This window comes from Halomonas zincidurans B6 (assembly GCF_000731955.1).
In the GTDB taxonomy this organism is placed as follows: Bacteria; Pseudomonadota; Gammaproteobacteria; order Pseudomonadales; family Halomonadaceae; genus Modicisalibacter; species Modicisalibacter zincidurans.
The window spans coordinates 3,228,586-3,244,629 of the sequence record NZ_JNCK01000001.1; the positions used below are offsets into that span (position 1 = coordinate 3,228,586).

At 54.8% G+C, this 16,044-nt stretch carries 10 protein-coding genes; 2 read left to right on the top strand and 8 right to left on the bottom strand.

What is annotated here, in order from left to right:
• Nucleotides 1-73: 73 nt before the first annotated feature.
• Both HALZIN_RS0115195 and HALZIN_RS17980 read left to right on the top strand, forming a co-directional pair.
• Nucleotides 74-1,435, top strand: coding sequence for an IS1380 family transposase (locus HALZIN_RS0115195; RefSeq protein WP_031384847.1), 1,362 nt, complete (start codon nucleotides 74-76; stop codon nucleotides 1,433-1,435).
• A 35-nt stretch (nucleotides 1,436-1,470) separates the two neighbouring features.
• Nucleotides 1,471-1,692, top strand: coding sequence for a hypothetical protein (locus HALZIN_RS17980; protein WP_150113127.1), 222 nt, complete (start codon nucleotides 1,471-1,473; stop codon nucleotides 1,690-1,692).
• Nucleotides 1,693-1,972: 280 nt separating this feature from the next.
• On the opposite strand, the gene HALZIN_RS0115200 is transcribed toward HALZIN_RS17980, so the two are convergent.
• The 8 genes from HALZIN_RS0115200 to HALZIN_RS0115235 form a co-directional block, all read right to left on the bottom strand.
• Complete coding sequence (locus HALZIN_RS0115200) at nucleotides 1,973-3,364, bottom strand: hypothetical protein (protein WP_425563488.1); 1,392 nt, start codon at nucleotides 3,362-3,364, stop codon at nucleotides 1,973-1,975.
• Between the two features lies 1 nt (nucleotide 3,365).
• Nucleotides 3,366-6,641: an AAA family ATPase gene (locus HALZIN_RS0115205; RefSeq protein WP_031385042.1), complete on the bottom strand. Its 3,276-nt coding sequence runs from the start codon at nucleotides 6,639-6,641 to the stop codon at nucleotides 3,366-3,368.
• Between the two features lie 11 nt (nucleotides 6,642-6,652).
• Nucleotides 6,653-7,897 (bottom strand): exonuclease SbcCD subunit D C-terminal domain-containing protein, encoded by a 1,245-nt coding sequence (locus HALZIN_RS0115210; protein ID WP_031385043.1) that lies wholly within the window; start codon nucleotides 7,895-7,897, stop codon nucleotides 6,653-6,655.
• Nucleotides 7,898-7,949: 52 nt separating this feature from the next.
• Entirely contained in the window at nucleotides 7,950-9,479 is a 1,530-nt protein-coding gene (locus HALZIN_RS0115215) for an AAA family ATPase (RefSeq protein ID WP_031385044.1), read from the bottom strand.
• Nucleotides 9,480-9,551: 72 nt separating this feature from the next.
• On the bottom strand, nucleotides 9,552-11,621 hold the full coding sequence (brxL, locus tag HALZIN_RS0115220; RefSeq protein ID WP_031385045.1) for a BREX system Lon protease-like protein BrxL: 2,070 nt from the start codon (nucleotides 11,619-11,621) through the stop codon (nucleotides 9,552-9,554).
• Between the two features lie 12 nt (nucleotides 11,622-11,633).
• Nucleotides 11,634-14,132, bottom strand: coding sequence for a BREX-1 system phosphatase PglZ type A (gene pglZ / locus HALZIN_RS0115225; protein ID WP_031385046.1), 2,499 nt, complete (start codon nucleotides 14,130-14,132; stop codon nucleotides 11,634-11,636).
• Nucleotides 14,129-14,764, bottom strand: coding sequence for a retron system putative HNH endonuclease (locus HALZIN_RS0115230; protein WP_031385047.1), 636 nt, complete (start codon nucleotides 14,762-14,764; stop codon nucleotides 14,129-14,131). The genes pglZ and HALZIN_RS0115230 overlap by 4 nt, the downstream gene beginning before the upstream one ends.
• Nucleotides 14,761-16,041 (bottom strand): AAA family ATPase, encoded by a 1,281-nt coding sequence (locus HALZIN_RS0115235; RefSeq protein ID WP_031385048.1) that lies wholly within the window; start codon nucleotides 16,039-16,041, stop codon nucleotides 14,761-14,763. The genes HALZIN_RS0115230 and HALZIN_RS0115235 overlap by 4 nt, the downstream gene beginning before the upstream one ends.
• Between the last annotated feature and the right edge of the window lie 3 nt (nucleotides 16,042-16,044).

Here is a 16,044-nt window from a genome sequence, read left to right on the forward strand (position 1 = left end):
CCCCCTGCAGCGCTTCTAACCTACTGACCTGCATGGCAATATAGCGAATATCGTCATTCACCCAGACAGTGCCATGCCCAACGTCACGTTTCGCGCCAGTCGCCGTACCCTCACCAGCCACGCCGGGCTATCCATCATCGGGCAGTGCCTTGAGATCGCCGGCGTCGACAGCATCGACGGTCGCTTCCCCACCACGCTGGGCATGCGCACCAGCGACGTGGTCAAGAGCTATCTGGGCCTGCTGTGTCTGGGCATGAGCGACTATGACGCCATCGAGAATTTCCGCCGCGACAAACCGTTCCAGCACCTGCTGGCCCTGCAGAAGGTGCCGAGCTCCGCCACGCTGCGCCAACGGCTGGAGAAGCTCGCCGCCAATGATCTGCAGGCACGTACCGCGACTTGGTCCACCACCTTGCTGTCGCTGGTGGAAGCACCGATCACCGCCGAGAAGACGCATGTCTGTCTGGACATCGACACCTTCGTCATGGACAACAGCAACTCGCACAAGGAGGGCGTCTCGCGGACCTACCAGAAGGTCGATGGCTACACGCCGATCGCCGCCTATCTGGGCAATGAAGGCTGGTGCCTGGGCCTGGAGCTGCGTCCCGGCAAACAGCACACCATGAAGGAGAGCAACGCCTTCCTGGAGCGGGTGCTGCCACGCGCCCAGGGCCTGACCGAGCAACCGATCCTGGTCCGCGAGGACAGCGGCTTCGACAGCCAGGCGCATCTGGCCCTTCTCGAACGGCAGCGGCAGGCCTTTGCCGACGAGGGCCGGCGGCTCGACTACCTCGTCAAATGGAACCCGCGGGACTCGGCCAAGGCCGATCTCGCCACCTGGTGCGCCGTCGCCGAAGACTGCTGGCAAGAAGAGCTGCGCCCCGGCAAGCGCCAGGCGTTGTGGACACAGACCGTCTCGATCCGCGATGGCCAGACCGAGGTCGAGGTCAGGCGTGTGATGCGCCTGGTGGAGCGCACCGCCGATCGCGATGGCCAGCTGCTGCTCGAACCGGACTATGAGCTGGAAGGCTGGTGGACCAGCCTGGACGAGGCGCCGGAGGCGGTGATCCAGCGCTATCAGGCGCATGCCACCCATGAGCAGTTTCACAGCGAGATCAAGACCGATCTCGACCTGGAGCGTCTGCCCTCGGGCAAGTTCGCCACCAACGACCTGATCCTGCATCTCGCCCAGCTGGCCTATAACATCCTGCGTCTGATGGGGCAACTGGGCATGACTGGCGAGCTGAGCCCGGTGCGCCATCCCGCCAAGCGGCGCCGGATACGCACCGTATTGCAGGAACTGGTCCATCGTGCCGCCGTGGTAGTCCACAAGGCCCGTCAGATCATCCTCGATTTCGGGCAGGACATTGGCCGCATGACGGTGTTGAACACCCTGCGGAGCCGGCTGCGTTACCCGCGAGGATCGCCCTGCTGATCGCCTGTCGGGGAATGTCACTTGGAAGAGGGCTGATGGTCACCAGCAGCCAGCATCGCCATGCCCGGCGGGTAGAAATGCATGACAAAACGGATCATCGTCGCCGGCCGACGCGGCAATGGTTGGCCATCGCAGACATGCGTTCGGCGATTGAGACGGGATCGGAGGTCAAAAAATGCTCGCTGGCGGTGATAGGGAAAGTGCCGACGCCGGCTTCACGGATTCAGGAACAAAGACAGGCCGCTGCTGCGGCTTGAAACCAACAAAGTGCCCTAAAAGGGCAATCAACTATTGGAGACCTGAATATGCTGAACCTATCTGCCACACTGATTGCATTCCTGAGCTTTGTCGCGGTTGTGCTTTTTATCTGCGTTATCGCCTACCGCAACGCCGAGCGACTGGAAGCGTTTGTGGAGCGAAAGTTTCCAAAAAGCGCTTCCCGACCGAACCGTAGCCACGAATAAATATTGGGCAAACTGTTGTTCGCTGCCGTTTCCATTATCCGCAGTCTTCGCGCTTTGACTCAACCGGACAGGTTCATTCCGGCTGCCAGGAGCAATCTACCCAGTGCTCTTTATAGCGTTTCACAAAGTTTTTCATCTCGCGAATGTTAGCGGCAGGTTCTCGGCAGGCTCGGGCACAGGTAGAAACGACATCCTGGTAGAACTTCGGAGCGACAGCCCTAACGCCGTCATAATTCATAAGCAGCTCCGGAAGGCGCTCCGTGATTTTGGCTCCACGGGGCGCCATCACGAGGCTTGGGGGCTCTCCATAGGTGTTGATCAACACGTATCGCCAGCTGGGGTCTGCGGCACCTTGGCGTGGGACTATCTCACAGGGGCGTGCATCTCCGCCGCCGGATATGCCTTCATAGACTTCCTTAAGGGCCAGTGGTTTGTGGGCTATCAGGACATAAGGCCCAGCCTCTACATATCTGCCCATTCGTTCGTCGTACTCGATGCCGAGCAATGCTTCCAGGTCAAAACGCGCATGCCGGTCAAGGGACACCTTTCCCGAGGTGAACCATTGAAGTTCCCGCAGGGTGATCCCGGCCCGCCTGGCAATCTCTGCAGGTGGATTGGGCCAGCACGCCACGAGGTTCTTGGCAATCTCGGCCGCGTTGTCATAGTCACTGTCATCCCAGAAATCATCATCCTCGACGATATCCTCCGGTGCCTTCTCACCTGTCAGCAGCCAGGTACTGCCATCAAACCTATCCAGAGCCAAATATCGGGGCTTACAGGGCGGTAGCGAGGTCTCCCAGGATGACAGCCATGGACCGGGTTTCCAGTCGAGCCCACCGGTCGCTGTAGGCACCGGCACTTGCACCGGTAACGCCAGCCACTGCTGGATTCTGTCTTCAACCTCACGGTTATTCACACCTCTGTGACCACCCCTGACACGAAAGTCGTGCTCATCCTGAGCGTACCGGCAAAGGGCCTGGATGGATCCGGCAGGAGACCGGTCTTTTCCGTTGTGCTTCCTCAGCGGCCACCGGCTGGAGTCCTGGGCTGAACGCAGAGACGCTGGGAGGGATTTCTCCTTGGCGTCGGCGACCTCAACCTGGACTCCGATTTTTGCCATGTCCTCTACCAGCCTAGGGCTGGCCGTCGCGATGTGGCGGTTGACCCGAAGGGTGTCGGGGCAACCACGCAAGCCTTCCGCGTTACGCCATGCATCCAGGAGAACATCCTGGAAAGCTCTGGGTTGATCGACTGGAGTGAACGTCATCCAGCGAATGGGCAACCCGCTAACAGTAATGCCATAGAGTATGAGGGGGCTGAGCCCGTACCGATTCGCGTCCTTGATCTTGATCGGGTCCCGCACTGACACAATGCCATGCTCCGGATGGTGGAAAAGGAACTTGGCAATCGCTACGTAGAAATGATGTTCTCGTGGTGAAAGCATCGCCTGTCGATTCATTTTCAAGTTAACCTGCCTCTACGGCCCGCTCTGTAGCGCTCAGCCCGCCGCATCCCGGCCCCGATATCTGGCTTCTCCCGCCAGTTTGAGGTGTAACCTGGATCTGCGTGCTGATACGCTCCTTCAAGGCAGGCACGTGTGAAATAACGCCGATCAGCTTGCCGTCCTGCTGCAGACCCGAGAGAGTTTCCAAGGCAGTATCAAGGGCTTCATCGTCCAGCGTGCCAAAGCCTTCATCCAGGAACAGCGAGTCCACACGGACATTCTTGCTGGCCATATGGGACAGACCCAGAGCCAGGGAGAGACTGACGATAAAGCTTTCACCACCGGAAAGATTCTTCGTGGGCCGAATCTCCCCAGCCTGGTAGTTGTCAACCACGTTGAGCTCCAGGGGCTGAGCATCATGACGGACCAGCAAGTAGCGGTCGGTCATTTTTTGCAGTTGTCTGTTGGCGTGGCCAATCATCATTTCGAAGGTCAACCCCTGGGCAAAGTTTCTATATTTTTTACCGTCTGCGGATCCGATCAATTCGTGCAGGTTTTCCCACCTGCGACACTCTTTGCCCTGGGCCTCAATAGCCGCTTGTTTCTCTTTTATCCTCTCTTTGGCGGCCGTATTTTCGCTCAGCTTGTGCTTGAGACCGGCAATGATGTCCCGCAATTCCCTCAGAGACTCCTCGTACTCCTTGAATTGGGGTTCGAGCTCTTCCAGAGATTTGTCGGTCACTTTTCGGGCCATCTCTGTGGCCAAGCGCGTCTCCCGATCCTTTTGCCTGGCTTTCAGATCTGTTTGACGCTCATCCAGTTCATTGGCCTTAACCGCCAGCTCACCTCTCCGCTCAGAGGTCAATCTGGCTCCCAGAAACTGTTCTTCATCTGAAAAACCAACTGGCGTAAGTGCTTCGGAGAAATCAGTTTCCATCCTTCCCAGTTCCGGCTCTCGCTGGTCGATCCGCTTTCTCAGGGATTCGACATGGGCCTTTGCGGTATGCCACCTTTGCTGTAGTTGATTATGCTGATCTCTGGCCTGCCTCTCGGCAACTTCGGTGTCAAATACCGCCTTATTCAAACCGCGCTCTTCTTCGTCGGGATTCCTGTCGTCGTAAAGTGCTTTGCGCTCATCATTTCCTGCGGCAAATTCCGTTTTCAGTGTTTCCAGGCGCTCCCGTTTTTCGGCAAGGGAAGTGCTTTGGGTTTCGATAACCGCATCCAGTCTCTTGATCTCACTGTCGAGGTCGGCAACCTGTTTCTCGATGTCTGCCTTCTTCTTGACTTGGGCCTGCCATTCCTTCAGCCGTGCTTTGAGGGTCTCGAGCAGCGATGAAATGTCCGTTTCAGGGATGTTCTCAATACCAAGCGGCAGGAGCCTGGAGGAAACGGCGTGCCTGCGTTCGGCAAAGTCTGCACGGAGCTTTTCCAAGCTGCCCTTTACCTCGGCAAGTGTTCTTTCGGCGGCCTTTTTGTCATTAGCCGCCGCTGACTCCAGCTTTTCAGCCTCCGTCAGGTTTTTACGGGCCAAGCTTTCAGCTACTTCGAGCTTCTTGATGGCGGCTTCCTGATCCTCGGCTTTGTTGATCAGTTTGGTCAGCGCTTCAATCTTCTGTTCGGTTTCATCAGAGGCAGGCACATTCCCTTCTGCGAAGGGATGCTCGGTGGCCCCACAAAGTGGGCAGGGCTTGCCGTCTTCCAGTTTCGCCCGGTGATCTTCAAGCTCCGCTATTTTCGTCAGGAAGGCCATTTCACGCAGCAGAGTTTCCTTCTCCGTGCGATATTCGCGCAGCAAGCGGCCCCCCAGTAGCTGGCTCAAAACATCTTTGCCTTGCTGAAGCTGCTTTGATGCGTCCTCCAGCTCCTGCTTCCGAATGCCGGATTGCTTCTGACAGTCGTCGAGTGACGTTGTCGCCTGTTTCAAAGCGTTCTCGGCCGTTTCTTGATCGCTCTCTTTTTGAAGGGCTTCGCTTTGCCTAAAGAGCAGGCCTCTCAACTGCTCTTCAACACCAGCCAGGCCGCCGATCAGCCATTCATCCCGGGCATGCTCCTTGAGATACCCTTCAACAAGCTCCAATGCCTGTTGGGCCTTAATACGCTTCTCCTGTTCCTTGAGCCGGGTTTGTGTATCTGCGTCAATCTTTGCCGAATCCTTCTTGCAGGCCTCATCACCCGCCGTAACTGCCTTTTCCTGATCGGCAAGCTTCTGATCGAGGGAGCGAACCTTTTGCAATATCGGTGCGGCCGCTTTCAGCTCTTCTTTGGCCCGAGCGGTTTGTTGCTCAGCCGCGCTCATCGTCTCGGCTTGCTCCTTGGCGGAGGATTCCAATCCAGGGAGCGCCTCTTCCTCAGTTTTCAATGCCTCTCTGTCATCTGCCTGCTGTTTGCGGGTGACCATAAGCGTTGCATATACGCCATCAAGCGAGGAGGCACTCAAAGCCCGGTTGAGCCTTTCACGATCGGGCTTGAACGCCCTAATATCAACATGCAGCTTGCTCTCCTCATCGGCAAGATTGACGATTTCCTTCTTTAATCCATCGATGATGGAGAGCCAGGCAATGGCCTTTCCGGCCTCGGCGGACTTGGCGGCGAGGTCTGTCTCCTCCTTCTGCCTTGTCTCGAGTGTCTGCGCAATCTCTTGTTCCTGCTCCGGCTCGAGAATCGCGATGCCTGCTGTTTCAGCCTGCAGTAGGCTCAGCTTTTCTCGCTCTTCTCGCTGTCGCTCATGGACGCGAACGGATATCTGGCTGTAGATCTCTGTGCCCGTGATCTGCTCCAGGATCGGAGCCCGATCATCCGGTGCCGCCTGAAGGAACGCGGCGAAGCCGCCCTGGGCAAGCAACATGGAACGGGTAAAACGATCAAAGTCCATACCGGTAGCCGACTCGATCTGGTCGGCTACACCTCTCATCTTGGATTCGAAGATCTCGCCGGAATCAGCATTGGCAATTTCATGTTTCGGAGCCTGGAGCTCGCCATCCGGCTTCTTGCGTGCCCGATGTTGGCTCCAATGACAGCGGTAACGCCCACTCTGGGTTTCGAAGGTCACCTCGGCAAAACATTCGCCGGTCTGCCGGGACATGATTTCGTTTCCGCTCTTGGTAACCTTGTTCAGGCGAGGCGTCCGCCCATAGAGGGCAAGACAGATAGCATCGAGGATCGTAGTCTTACCCGCGCCGGTCGGGCCGGTAATGGCGAAGATGCCGTCAGACGCGAAGGCTGGGTGCATCAGGTCGATTTCCCACTCGCCTACCAGGGAGTTCAGGTTTTTGAAGCGTACCTGCAGTATTCTCATCGACAGCCCCTCTATTCCGCTTTCACGTCGTCTTCATAGAGAGACGAAACAGTTTCCTGGTAGGCCCGTAGCAGTTCGGGCCGCTGGTCTTCAGGCACTTCATGAACGGCTAGGCAGCGCTCGAACACGTCGCTCACATCCAGGTCGTCGAGTGTCTCCTCTTCATGGATTTGTCCCAGCACGTGGTCGATGATGCGGTTGTTTTTGATCCGGAGGATCTCCACTCCAGTGCCAGAGACGGCGGTCTCCAGACGTTCGCGCAGGTCGCCAATGACCTCCTCACCTTCGTAGATGACTTCGACCCAGCCTTGAAAGTCTGTTGCCGACAGCTCGATCATACGGCTTGAGATGCTCTCCCAGTCTCCCTTAACGCGCTCCAGCTTTTGAAACACTGGCACGTCGATCAGTTGCACGGATGGCGGCTTGCCCTGGCCCTCTTCATGATTAAAAACAACCAGGCAAACGCTCTTTTGCTGTTTTGCCTCCCCGAACCCCATGGGCAGAGGGGAGCCACTGTACCTGATGGTCTCTAGGCCATTCACCTTCTGAGGGACGTGGAGGTGTCCAAGCGCCAGATAGTCAAAGCTCGCTGGAAAAATCCCGGCCGTCACATGAGCCAGGGAGCCAACGTAGAGTTCGCGTACACCATCACCATCGACGGTTTGTCCGCCGGCAGTAAACAGGTGCCCCATGGCCACAATGGGAATATCCACTCCGAGTTCCTCACGTTTCTGCTCAGCGAAGGCGGCGACTTCGGCGTAATGAGACCGGATCCCCGCAAGTAGTTTCCCCTCCTTGTCCTCGACACTCTCACCCGCCTCCGCCACCCGGATATCCCTGTCCCGGAGGTAGGGCACGGCGCAAACAATCAGCTCCGGAGCGTTCAGCTCACTGCGGAGCACCAGCACTTCGTCTTCCAGGGACTCAGAGCTACTGCCGACCACGTGGACATTCAGCGCTTTGAGCAGCTCCCTGGGGGCATTGAGGAAGGAAGGCGAATCGTGGTTGCCCGCGATAACGACAACATGCCGGCAGGAAGAGGCAGCCACCCGGCACAGGAACCGATAATAGAGCTCCTGGGCACGATTGCTCGGAGCGCTGGTGTCAAAGACATCACCGGCCACCAGCAGAGCATCGATTTCATTCTGCTGAATCGTCTCCGCCAGCCAGGTCAGAAAGGAATCGAACTCCTCGTAACGTTTTCTGCCGTAAAGAGTTCGGCCGATATGCCAGTCGGATGTGTGGAGGATTTTCATTTAGCCTCCTTTTCTAGCCACGGAAAACACAAAATTGCATGGAAGAAAAAGGCTAAGCATTTTGCTTCCCAACGATAAAGGTTCGCATTTCACTTATGGATTGCCGCAACTCTTCGGCTGTAAATCTCTGGTTCCGAGTATTTTCAGGGTGATGAATCTGGTGTCGGATATACTCACTCAGGATTATCTGAATCTCTGAAACATTTCCTTTCCAATCTTTCTTGTAGGCGCGATTAGACTTTCCATTTTTATATTCAGACAACCATCCTTCGCTCTCAATATATCCATACAACTCATTGTGATAGCCGTCGTCTGCTTCATTGAAGGCAAGGAAGTTTACTTCGTTGAGTGATGGGTATGGCAGATTATGTCTTTCGACAGTGACCACTTCTTTGCTCTGCTCCCCTTTTATTAACTTCAAATGTTCAAAATCCAACATTTTTACAATCGAAGGACTATGAGTCGTTAAAATTATCTGGGTGTGTTGGATCTTAGATAGCTCAATAAAAGCATCAATGAGTTTTTTCTGGTGATCAGGGTGCTGTGATGTTTCCGGCTCCTCAATTGCGTAAATGATGTCAGGAACATTTTTCTCTTTTTTTCTTCTCTCGGCTTCAGCTCTGAAAAAGTTCAACAAAACAAGCCGTTTCACGCCGCTTCCACGCTTATTTATTGGAATATCTTCATCGCCCGAAATAGAGACATTTTTAAAAACATCAGCCCATTTCAGAGTCTCCGCAGAAGGGATGACCGGATTCAAGCTGTTAGCAATTTCCGGGTTCATCTCTTTTAGCTTTTCCAGCGTTCGATCAGCGACCTCTTTAAGCTTAAAATCAACTTCAATTGCAACTTTATTGAGCGAAGATTGAATGGATGTGTCCTTCAAGATTTCTTGAACAGCGAGTTTCATGGGGTCTTGAATTTCACTGTCGCCATCACTATTTTTTCGGTCGGACTGAAATAGGGAATATAGTGGCATGTAGTTTTTGAGCTGATCCCAAATGTTCTTTGCATCTTCTTTAGTTACATCGATTTCAATATCCTGAAGCTGAAGATCTTCAGAAAAATGTTGCCAAATGGCTTTACGCATGACGGAATTTTTCTTTTGATCATCACAGAGGATTGAGTCTTTCTTAATGATCGCTTGCAAATCCTTCTGCCTTTTAAGTAGCAAATCAGCACAAGCGGGATTTAAGGGATGATGAGCCTTTACAGATACCTTTTCCTTCCCTGCACTCGGGTAAGTTTTGACGATCTCCAGTTTTCCTTGCCTATTCAGTAAATACTCATCTTGAAGCGTTGTTGCATTTGTACTGTCAATCACCAAACTGGTCGGCAAGTCCTCAAAAACAACAGCAATGCAGATAGCACTATTCTCCTCAGCAAGCCCTTGTTTGTTAATGTCCTCCTTATCCAGTTTTATTACTCCCTTGCTTTCATTGAAGAATACGTCAAGCGCCTCAAGAACAGTTGATTTGCCAACATCGTTTTTTCCAACAAATACTGTAAGTTCATCCAAATCAATGATTGTTTCGTCTTTATAGCCTCGAAAGTTTGCAATTTTAACCTGTGATATTTTCATTTGAACGCCCTTCTTGTTCGTGCGTTTTCTGCTAATCGTGGTCGTAACGGCTTTTGATTTTGCTTGCTCTTTTCAATAGCCATTGTCAGATTCTCCGGTTTTAATAAACGTCACCTCAAAGGCCTTGCTGGACCGAAACTGCTGCAACCTATTGGCAAACGCAAAGGCCTCATTCATCTCGTAGTGCTGGAAGATGTCCAACCCCCGATCCAGCGATATCTTCCAGCCGTGGTCCGTAACGATATGACGTGCGTGAATGGTGCCGCTTTCGTCAAACTCCCAGGTGAAGTCGATGCCCACGGTGCAAGCGGATTCTTGGATCTTTTCGAAACTCTCGTCTTGCAGATCACCCTTGAACTCGTCCCGGACGGTGACGAGGTGAACCGCCACTTCATCTTCCTCGGCCTTGTTCTTCACGATGGCCTCGAGAAACTCCATGAAATTGCGGATCTGGTAGAAAAGCCGGATGTAGGGGTCTGTGACGGTGATCTTGCTGGCTCCTTTCAGGTATGCGCCAAACAAGCCGTCGAATGAGATACCCTTTTGGTTCTCCTGGAAAGTCAGGTGTTTTTCCTCCAGCACAGGCTCAGGGGCGCGAGGCTCTCTGGGCTCGCCACCATTAACCTCTGCTGCTGGCTCAGGCTCTAATCCCCCGTCATCAGGGGTAGACACTGTCTGATGGTAGTAACCGGGGTACTCTTCTTCCTCAAGTGTCGTGACCAGTATTTCCTGGCCTTCCTGGTCCTGATAGGAAAATCGGACTTCGCCGTAAGTAGTATCAATCCGCTGTAACTGGTCCTTGACCCGCTTGCGCCCCTCGATGGCAAAACGCAGCACTTCTTCAACCTCATCCCTGGTTGCTCCGCCCTGGGGGAACAGGATCTTCATCAAGCCGGAAAAGGTCTTATTGATACCGTCCCGGTCTCGGGTCGAGATATCCGAAGAAAGGGTAAAGTGCTCCCGGTATTGATCGGAATAATCGTAGTTCCGCATCGAGCGCAGGATTTCTGCAAGGTAGTCCACCACGAAGCCATAGCCGTCGGAGAACATCTCGCCCCGGATGATGTCGACCTCCCACCCGGGGATGTAGAAGTGGATACGGTCCAGAAAGGCAGAATCGTAGAACTTGTCCGGCAACTCATCGAACAGGTCCGAATGCTTCAGCATGTAAGGAACGGTATGCCGGGTGTTCCCCACGAACACCATGGACGCCTCGGCGCCCAAGGTTTCCACGCCCCGGGAGAAGGACTTGTTGGCCATGTAGTTCTTCATGATGTCGACGAGTGCCTTGTCTACTCGCTTCTGCTTGCCGGCGAACTCGTCGAAGGCCACGCAATCCCAGTAGCCCACCAGGCCGATCTTGCCGCTGGAGTTATTCACAAACAACTTGGGTACGGTGACTTCACCACCCGATACCAGGATCCCATGGGGCGAGAATTCGGAGTAAACGTGGGATTTACCCGTCCCCTTGGGGCCAAGTTCAATAAGGTTGTAGTTCCGCTCGCAAAACGGAATCAAGCGGACCAGCTGGGTTAGCTTGCTGCGCCGTCCGAACATCTCCGGGTTAAAGCCGATGCTCTGTATCAGCAGGTCAATCCACTCATCGGTGCTGAACTGCTGCCGCGCGGCAACGTAGGCGTCGTAGTCGAAGTGGGATAGCTGAATCGGCTTGAGGGTGGACAGAATCCAGGGGCTGACGTTCTGGTCTTCAGAAAATACGTATTCGATGTCCGCAATGCACCAGACGCCGCTTACCAGCAGTTTGGGGTGGGCCTTCACGGTCCCAGAATCCACCAATACCTTCTTGATTCCCAGGTTGGAAAACTGCGCCTCGTAGGCATCCGTCTTCTCATTCAGGGCCACGCTGATCTTATCGATGACCTTGTAGCGCCCCTTTTCCTTGATATTCGAGCGCACCAGCCCGGCCTCGTTGCGGTGGACATAGTGCTTGGCCAGAATCTCCTTGACCGTCTCGATACCGGTCTGAATCGTGGCCTCGTCGTTAGTGGCGCAGTACTGGCCGAGCAGATACTCCAGCACATATGAGGGGACGATGGCGTTGCCCTTGACCGTTTTCACCAGGTCTTTGCGCACCACCAACCCTTGGAAGTGCTCGTTGATCTTTTGGTCAAGCGTGCTCATTGGCTATAACCCTCAGAAATCAAAATCGCTGGTAAAGGAGCGCCGCATCAAATATCGGAGCGACTTGTATTCCTTGTAGTGGGAGGTGCCGGCGTGCTGCTCTTCCAGCTTTAGGAAGACCTCCTGGCCGTTGGCCTCGTCCGCCTTGCGGCTGAGCACAAAGCGCACCTGAAGCTCCCGCTCGCGGGGGTTCTCCGAGGTCAGGTCAAACGACAGTTCGTGACTGTCCGAAATCAACTCCCCTGACTGGGTATAAATCCCGGCCCGCAGGTGGCGAGGCTGTACCTTCTCGGTAACCGGCCCGGACTGATACAAGGTGACGGCCAGTTGGCCGGAAGTGATCACCGAGCTGGCCCCACGCAGGATGTCCACCTCAACGGCGCTGACATCGCTCTGGCGCTTCTTGTTAACCTTCAGGACCGGAATCACAACTTCCTGAAGGGATGCGCCGCCATGCACAAAGCGGCTGCCAGAGCCTTTAAGGCGCAGCCGGTTGATGGACTTGGGAATCTGCACTTCCATATCGCCATCCAGCCCAAGCTGCTCGGACGAGAAGTGATGGAAGGCCGGAGAGGCGGACAGCCCCTTACCCAGCACGAACCGACGGTCCCGGTAGCGAATATCATCGCCAGAAACGGCATCGCCCAGGAAATCACTCTCATCCAGCTCACGGTTCTGGTAAATAAAGCCATGGTCAGCGGTGATCAGCAGGTTATTGGCGTTGGCCGCCGTGAGCTTCTTGATCAGTCGAATCAGGTCATCCAGGGTTTGTTCTGCGGCTTCAAAGGCCTGCCCCTCTGAATGCATCTTGTCGCCGGTGTGATCGATGCGGTTGTGGTAGATGTACAGCACATCATTACCCTTGAGCAGCTCACGGCTGTCTTCCCGGTTGAGCTGCATAAAATCCTCCGCCTTGACGGCCTGGCCCCGACCATCCAAGGCGGCCTGCAGGATTTTGGTACGGTTGACCGTACCCTGTGAGCTTTGGCCATCCACCAGTACCGTACCGGTATCGTTGTCGGCAATCGCCAAGGACTTGTTGGGCAGCAGTGCCGCCATACCGAGCTGCGTATAGCTGGGAAGGGTCGAGAGTGCCGGTTCAAGCTCCGCGCTGTAGCGATCTTCCTGCCGGATAAGGCCCAGCAGCTCATCACCAATCTCGTAGCGCATGGCGTCGGAAATGATCACGCAGATCCGCTTGTCCTTGCGCAGGTACGGGCGAACCCAGTACTCGAAAAAGGCCTTTTGCTGAATGACCGGATAGGCCTCCCAGCGCGTCACTGCGTCCACGTGAACCTGAAAACCATCGCCCAGCTTGAGCAGATAGTTGTTGGAATACAGATTCTCCACCTGCTCACTGAGTTCGCCCATCAACGAGGCCTGGCCGGACATGCGCACATGGTAGGTAAACTTGCGGTAGAGCTGATCCAGCTGGTACCAGGAGCGGCTGTATCGCTGGACGCCCTCTGAGAGGCTGTCCATGGTGAGACGAGCCTCACCCAGCATCTGGACAAAGCGCGCCGCAAACTCAATGGCTTCATACAGATGGCGGAACTCCCCGTACCAATGGCCCTGGCGCCGCTGCCGCACCCACAGTGCCACATCGCCACTAGTGACCGTGCGGCCAACCACCGCCCGCACCAGGTCACTGATAATCTTCTGATCGATTAGCCGGAAGTAGTCCAGCTCAACCAGGTCCCGGAAGTCCCGTTTACCGAGATCCTGCTCAATGCCCAGCACCCCGGCACACTCGGCAGACAGGGTTTCAAACCCCTGCTCGAACTGCCGGCTGTCTTTCCAGCGCTTGAGGAACACCAGGGCATCGCCGGTCAGTTTGACCTCGCCATCGGTACCCATGGCGTAGCAGGATTTGAACAGCTCGATCACAAAGTCGCGCAGGCTGGGTTCACTGGCCTCGTAGCCGTAGAAACGGGTCAGTTGTTCCCAAAGGAAGCTGTCCAGACCACAGCGCTCAATCAGCCGAATGCCATCATCACGCTCTTCCGCCAGTTGCTGCAGCAGGGTTTCCACCACCGAGTCCATACGAGGCTCACTGCCGGCACACACGGCCAGCATCTTCAGGCGCAGCTGGCCGGCGGTATCGTCCGGCTTCAGCAACTTCTTCAGTGCCTCCTTGCGCTTGATCGCCTGAAAGAACTCCGTATGGGCCTGAGCTATCTCGGCGAACTCCAGGCCCAACTCCAACTCGGACAGCCAGATGGCCACCTGGTCGGTCCGGAACTCGCCGTGGGTCAGCTGTACGTCCAGCAACCAGTTATCCAGATCCTCCGGTTGCGGCCCCTCCTTGTACAACAAGAATCTCTGTTCCGGTGACTCCCGAAGGATGCGATATTTCAGGCCGTACTCGTTGTTGGCGAGCTCCAGTTTCTCCACGTCCGGAATGGAAACCGCCTCGAAGTCACCGCGCAGCTCCTGCTTGCTGTCATACCAGAACACGACCCGGTGCCGCTCGAATAATTTTTTTAACGCCTGGGAAATTCGGTTACTCATGCGGCTGCGTAGTCTCCAAACAAATATTTGATAGTGGTCCAGAACTCACTGAAACGGCCGTCTGCTCCCATGGTTAAATAGCCCGACACGAACCTGCTCAGCTCGTCATGAGTCAAACTATCATCAAGGAAAGGCTCAATTGCGCCAGCCCTCAACTCACTCAGCTTGGGCAGGTTCAGACCCAGCCTGGTAATGGTTTCACGGGCCGCCCGGTCGTTACTGTCAGCAGGTTTAATCCAACCATCACCTTCAAAACCAAACCGGTGCTCACAACTCGCATCCAGCGGAGATATCAACAGCTCAGGATCAAACCAGTCGCCTTTGAGGTTACCGCAGTGGCGGGGCTCCCCTTTTCTGATCTGCTTTTGGCAAGAACACAAAAGATTGCCGTAATCCAACGGATCCACTGCCGGGTCACTCTGGGGCCGGAAGTGCTCTATGTGGGAATCACCCTCGGTTAACCGGCGTTCACAATAGCAGCAGATGTAGCCCTGCTCCTGCATCAACGCTCCCTTAACCGAAGCTTTTGTGTCACCGCTAAGGTCGTCATAGGTGGGCTGCCAGTCTTCATTGGTTAGAGCCCTCCATTGCGTATAAGCTTCAGGTTCGTGGCGCTTCTCCACATACTTCATCGGCCAATCAGCTCCTTGCGTTTGATCAGCACCTTGGCTTTAACCAGTTCCGGATCTTCGCCAATGTCTCGTTCCAATTCAGCAATGCCTTCTCTGGCAGTATCAAGCTCGCCATCATTGATTTGCCCGTAAATAGCTCGAAGAGCATCTTCCACTTGGTCAGGGCGTGTGGTCTCAAGGCCCATCAGATCTTCAAGTACCCTGTCCACCGTCTTCCCGTAGGACTCATTCGGGCGAACAATCTCCAATTCCCCGGCATCTGTCATGTTCATAAGGAACAGATTCTCCGGTTTCACATGGGTAATTACATGCGGTGAATGAGTGGAGATAAAAAACTGACAGTTCGGGAAAACCGCCCTCAAACTGGGCACCACCAAGCGCTGCCATTTCGGATGCAGGTGCAGATCAATTTCATCGATCATCACAATGCCATCTCCCAGCAGCGGATCTTCTCGCTCCGGGTTGGCTATGGCCATGCGCCTGGCAAGGTCGCCAACCATAGCCATCAAGCATTTTTCGCCATCGGAAAGCTGGTTTACTGTGAGTCGCTGGCCTTTCTTCGTTACCTCCATCCGCAGCGGTTGGCGCCTTACGGTCAGGTTTTGGAAGTCCGGCATGAAAATCTCAAGGGCCCGCCGCACCGCCGTTAGCTGCGAATCCGGGAACTCGAAATCGTCCGGCTTGATCAGATCATCTATGTATTTACGGTTCTCGTTCTCAAGGTCTTCACGCTCCCGGAACCATTCAAAGAAAGTACGGAAGTTGGCGCCACTGGTTAGCGACTCCTCGTAAGCAGAAAGAAGCCCGAACTGATGCTTTTCTCGGATACGCAGTGGAATATCCAACACAGCGCGATTCACCGGGTAGTAAGCAAACAAGGGGATGTTTACCTTCCCGTTGTGCTCGGTGATGCCGGCCTGAATACCCTTGGCCGTTTCGGATGCAGAAATCAGAACAGAGGCCAGGTCCTTTTTGCTGTACCCCTTACGCACCTTCGCCAGGTTCCAGCCGAAGGAAGTACCCTCATCACATAGCTGAATGGCCAGATTGGCGGAGGATTCACCATTCCTGATATCGGATTCGGCAATCGGACGCCCAGACGCACCCGCATGCTTAATCCGATTCGCCAGCCAGGACAGCATGATGGCCGAGGCATCCAGAATGCTGGATTTACCCGTGCCATTCATGCCGACAAACACATTAAGCTTGTCATCCAGATCCAGCGGTAGATCTTGAGCGCCACGAAAGCGCTGCAAGGTTAGTTTGTTGATATGCATGCC

Bases quoted from the DNA above. Each gene is read 5' to 3' on its own strand.
- HALZIN_RS0115195 (WP_031384847.1), top strand. From the start codon at position 74: ATGCCCAACGTCACGTTTCGCGCCAGTCGCCGTACCCTCACCAGCCAC.
- HALZIN_RS17980 (WP_150113127.1), top strand. From the start codon at position 1,471: ATGGTCACCAGCAGCCAGCATCGCCATGCCCGGCGGGTAGAAATGCAT.
- HALZIN_RS0115205 (WP_031385042.1), bottom strand. From the start codon at position 6,641: ATGAGAATACTGCAGGTACGCTTCAAAAACCTGAACTCCCTGGTAGGC.
- HALZIN_RS0115210 (WP_031385043.1), bottom strand. From the start codon at position 7,897: ATGAAAATCCTCCACACATCCGACTGGCATATCGGCCGAACTCTTTAC.
- HALZIN_RS0115215 (WP_031385044.1), bottom strand. From the start codon at position 9,479: ATGAAAATATCACAGGTTAAAATTGCAAACTTTCGAGGCTATAAAGAC.
- brxL (WP_031385045.1), bottom strand. From the start codon at position 11,621: ATGAGCACGCTTGACCAAAAGATCAACGAGCACTTCCAAGGGTTGGTG.
- pglZ (WP_031385046.1), bottom strand. From the start codon at position 14,132: ATGAGTAACCGAATTTCCCAGGCGTTAAAAAAATTATTCGAGCGGCAC.
- HALZIN_RS0115230 (WP_031385047.1), bottom strand. From the start codon at position 14,764: ATGAAGTATGTGGAGAAGCGCCACGAACCTGAAGCTTATACGCAATGG.
- HALZIN_RS0115235 (WP_031385048.1), bottom strand. From the start codon at position 16,041: ATGCATATCAACAAACTAACCTTGCAGCGCTTTCGTGGCGCTCAAGAT.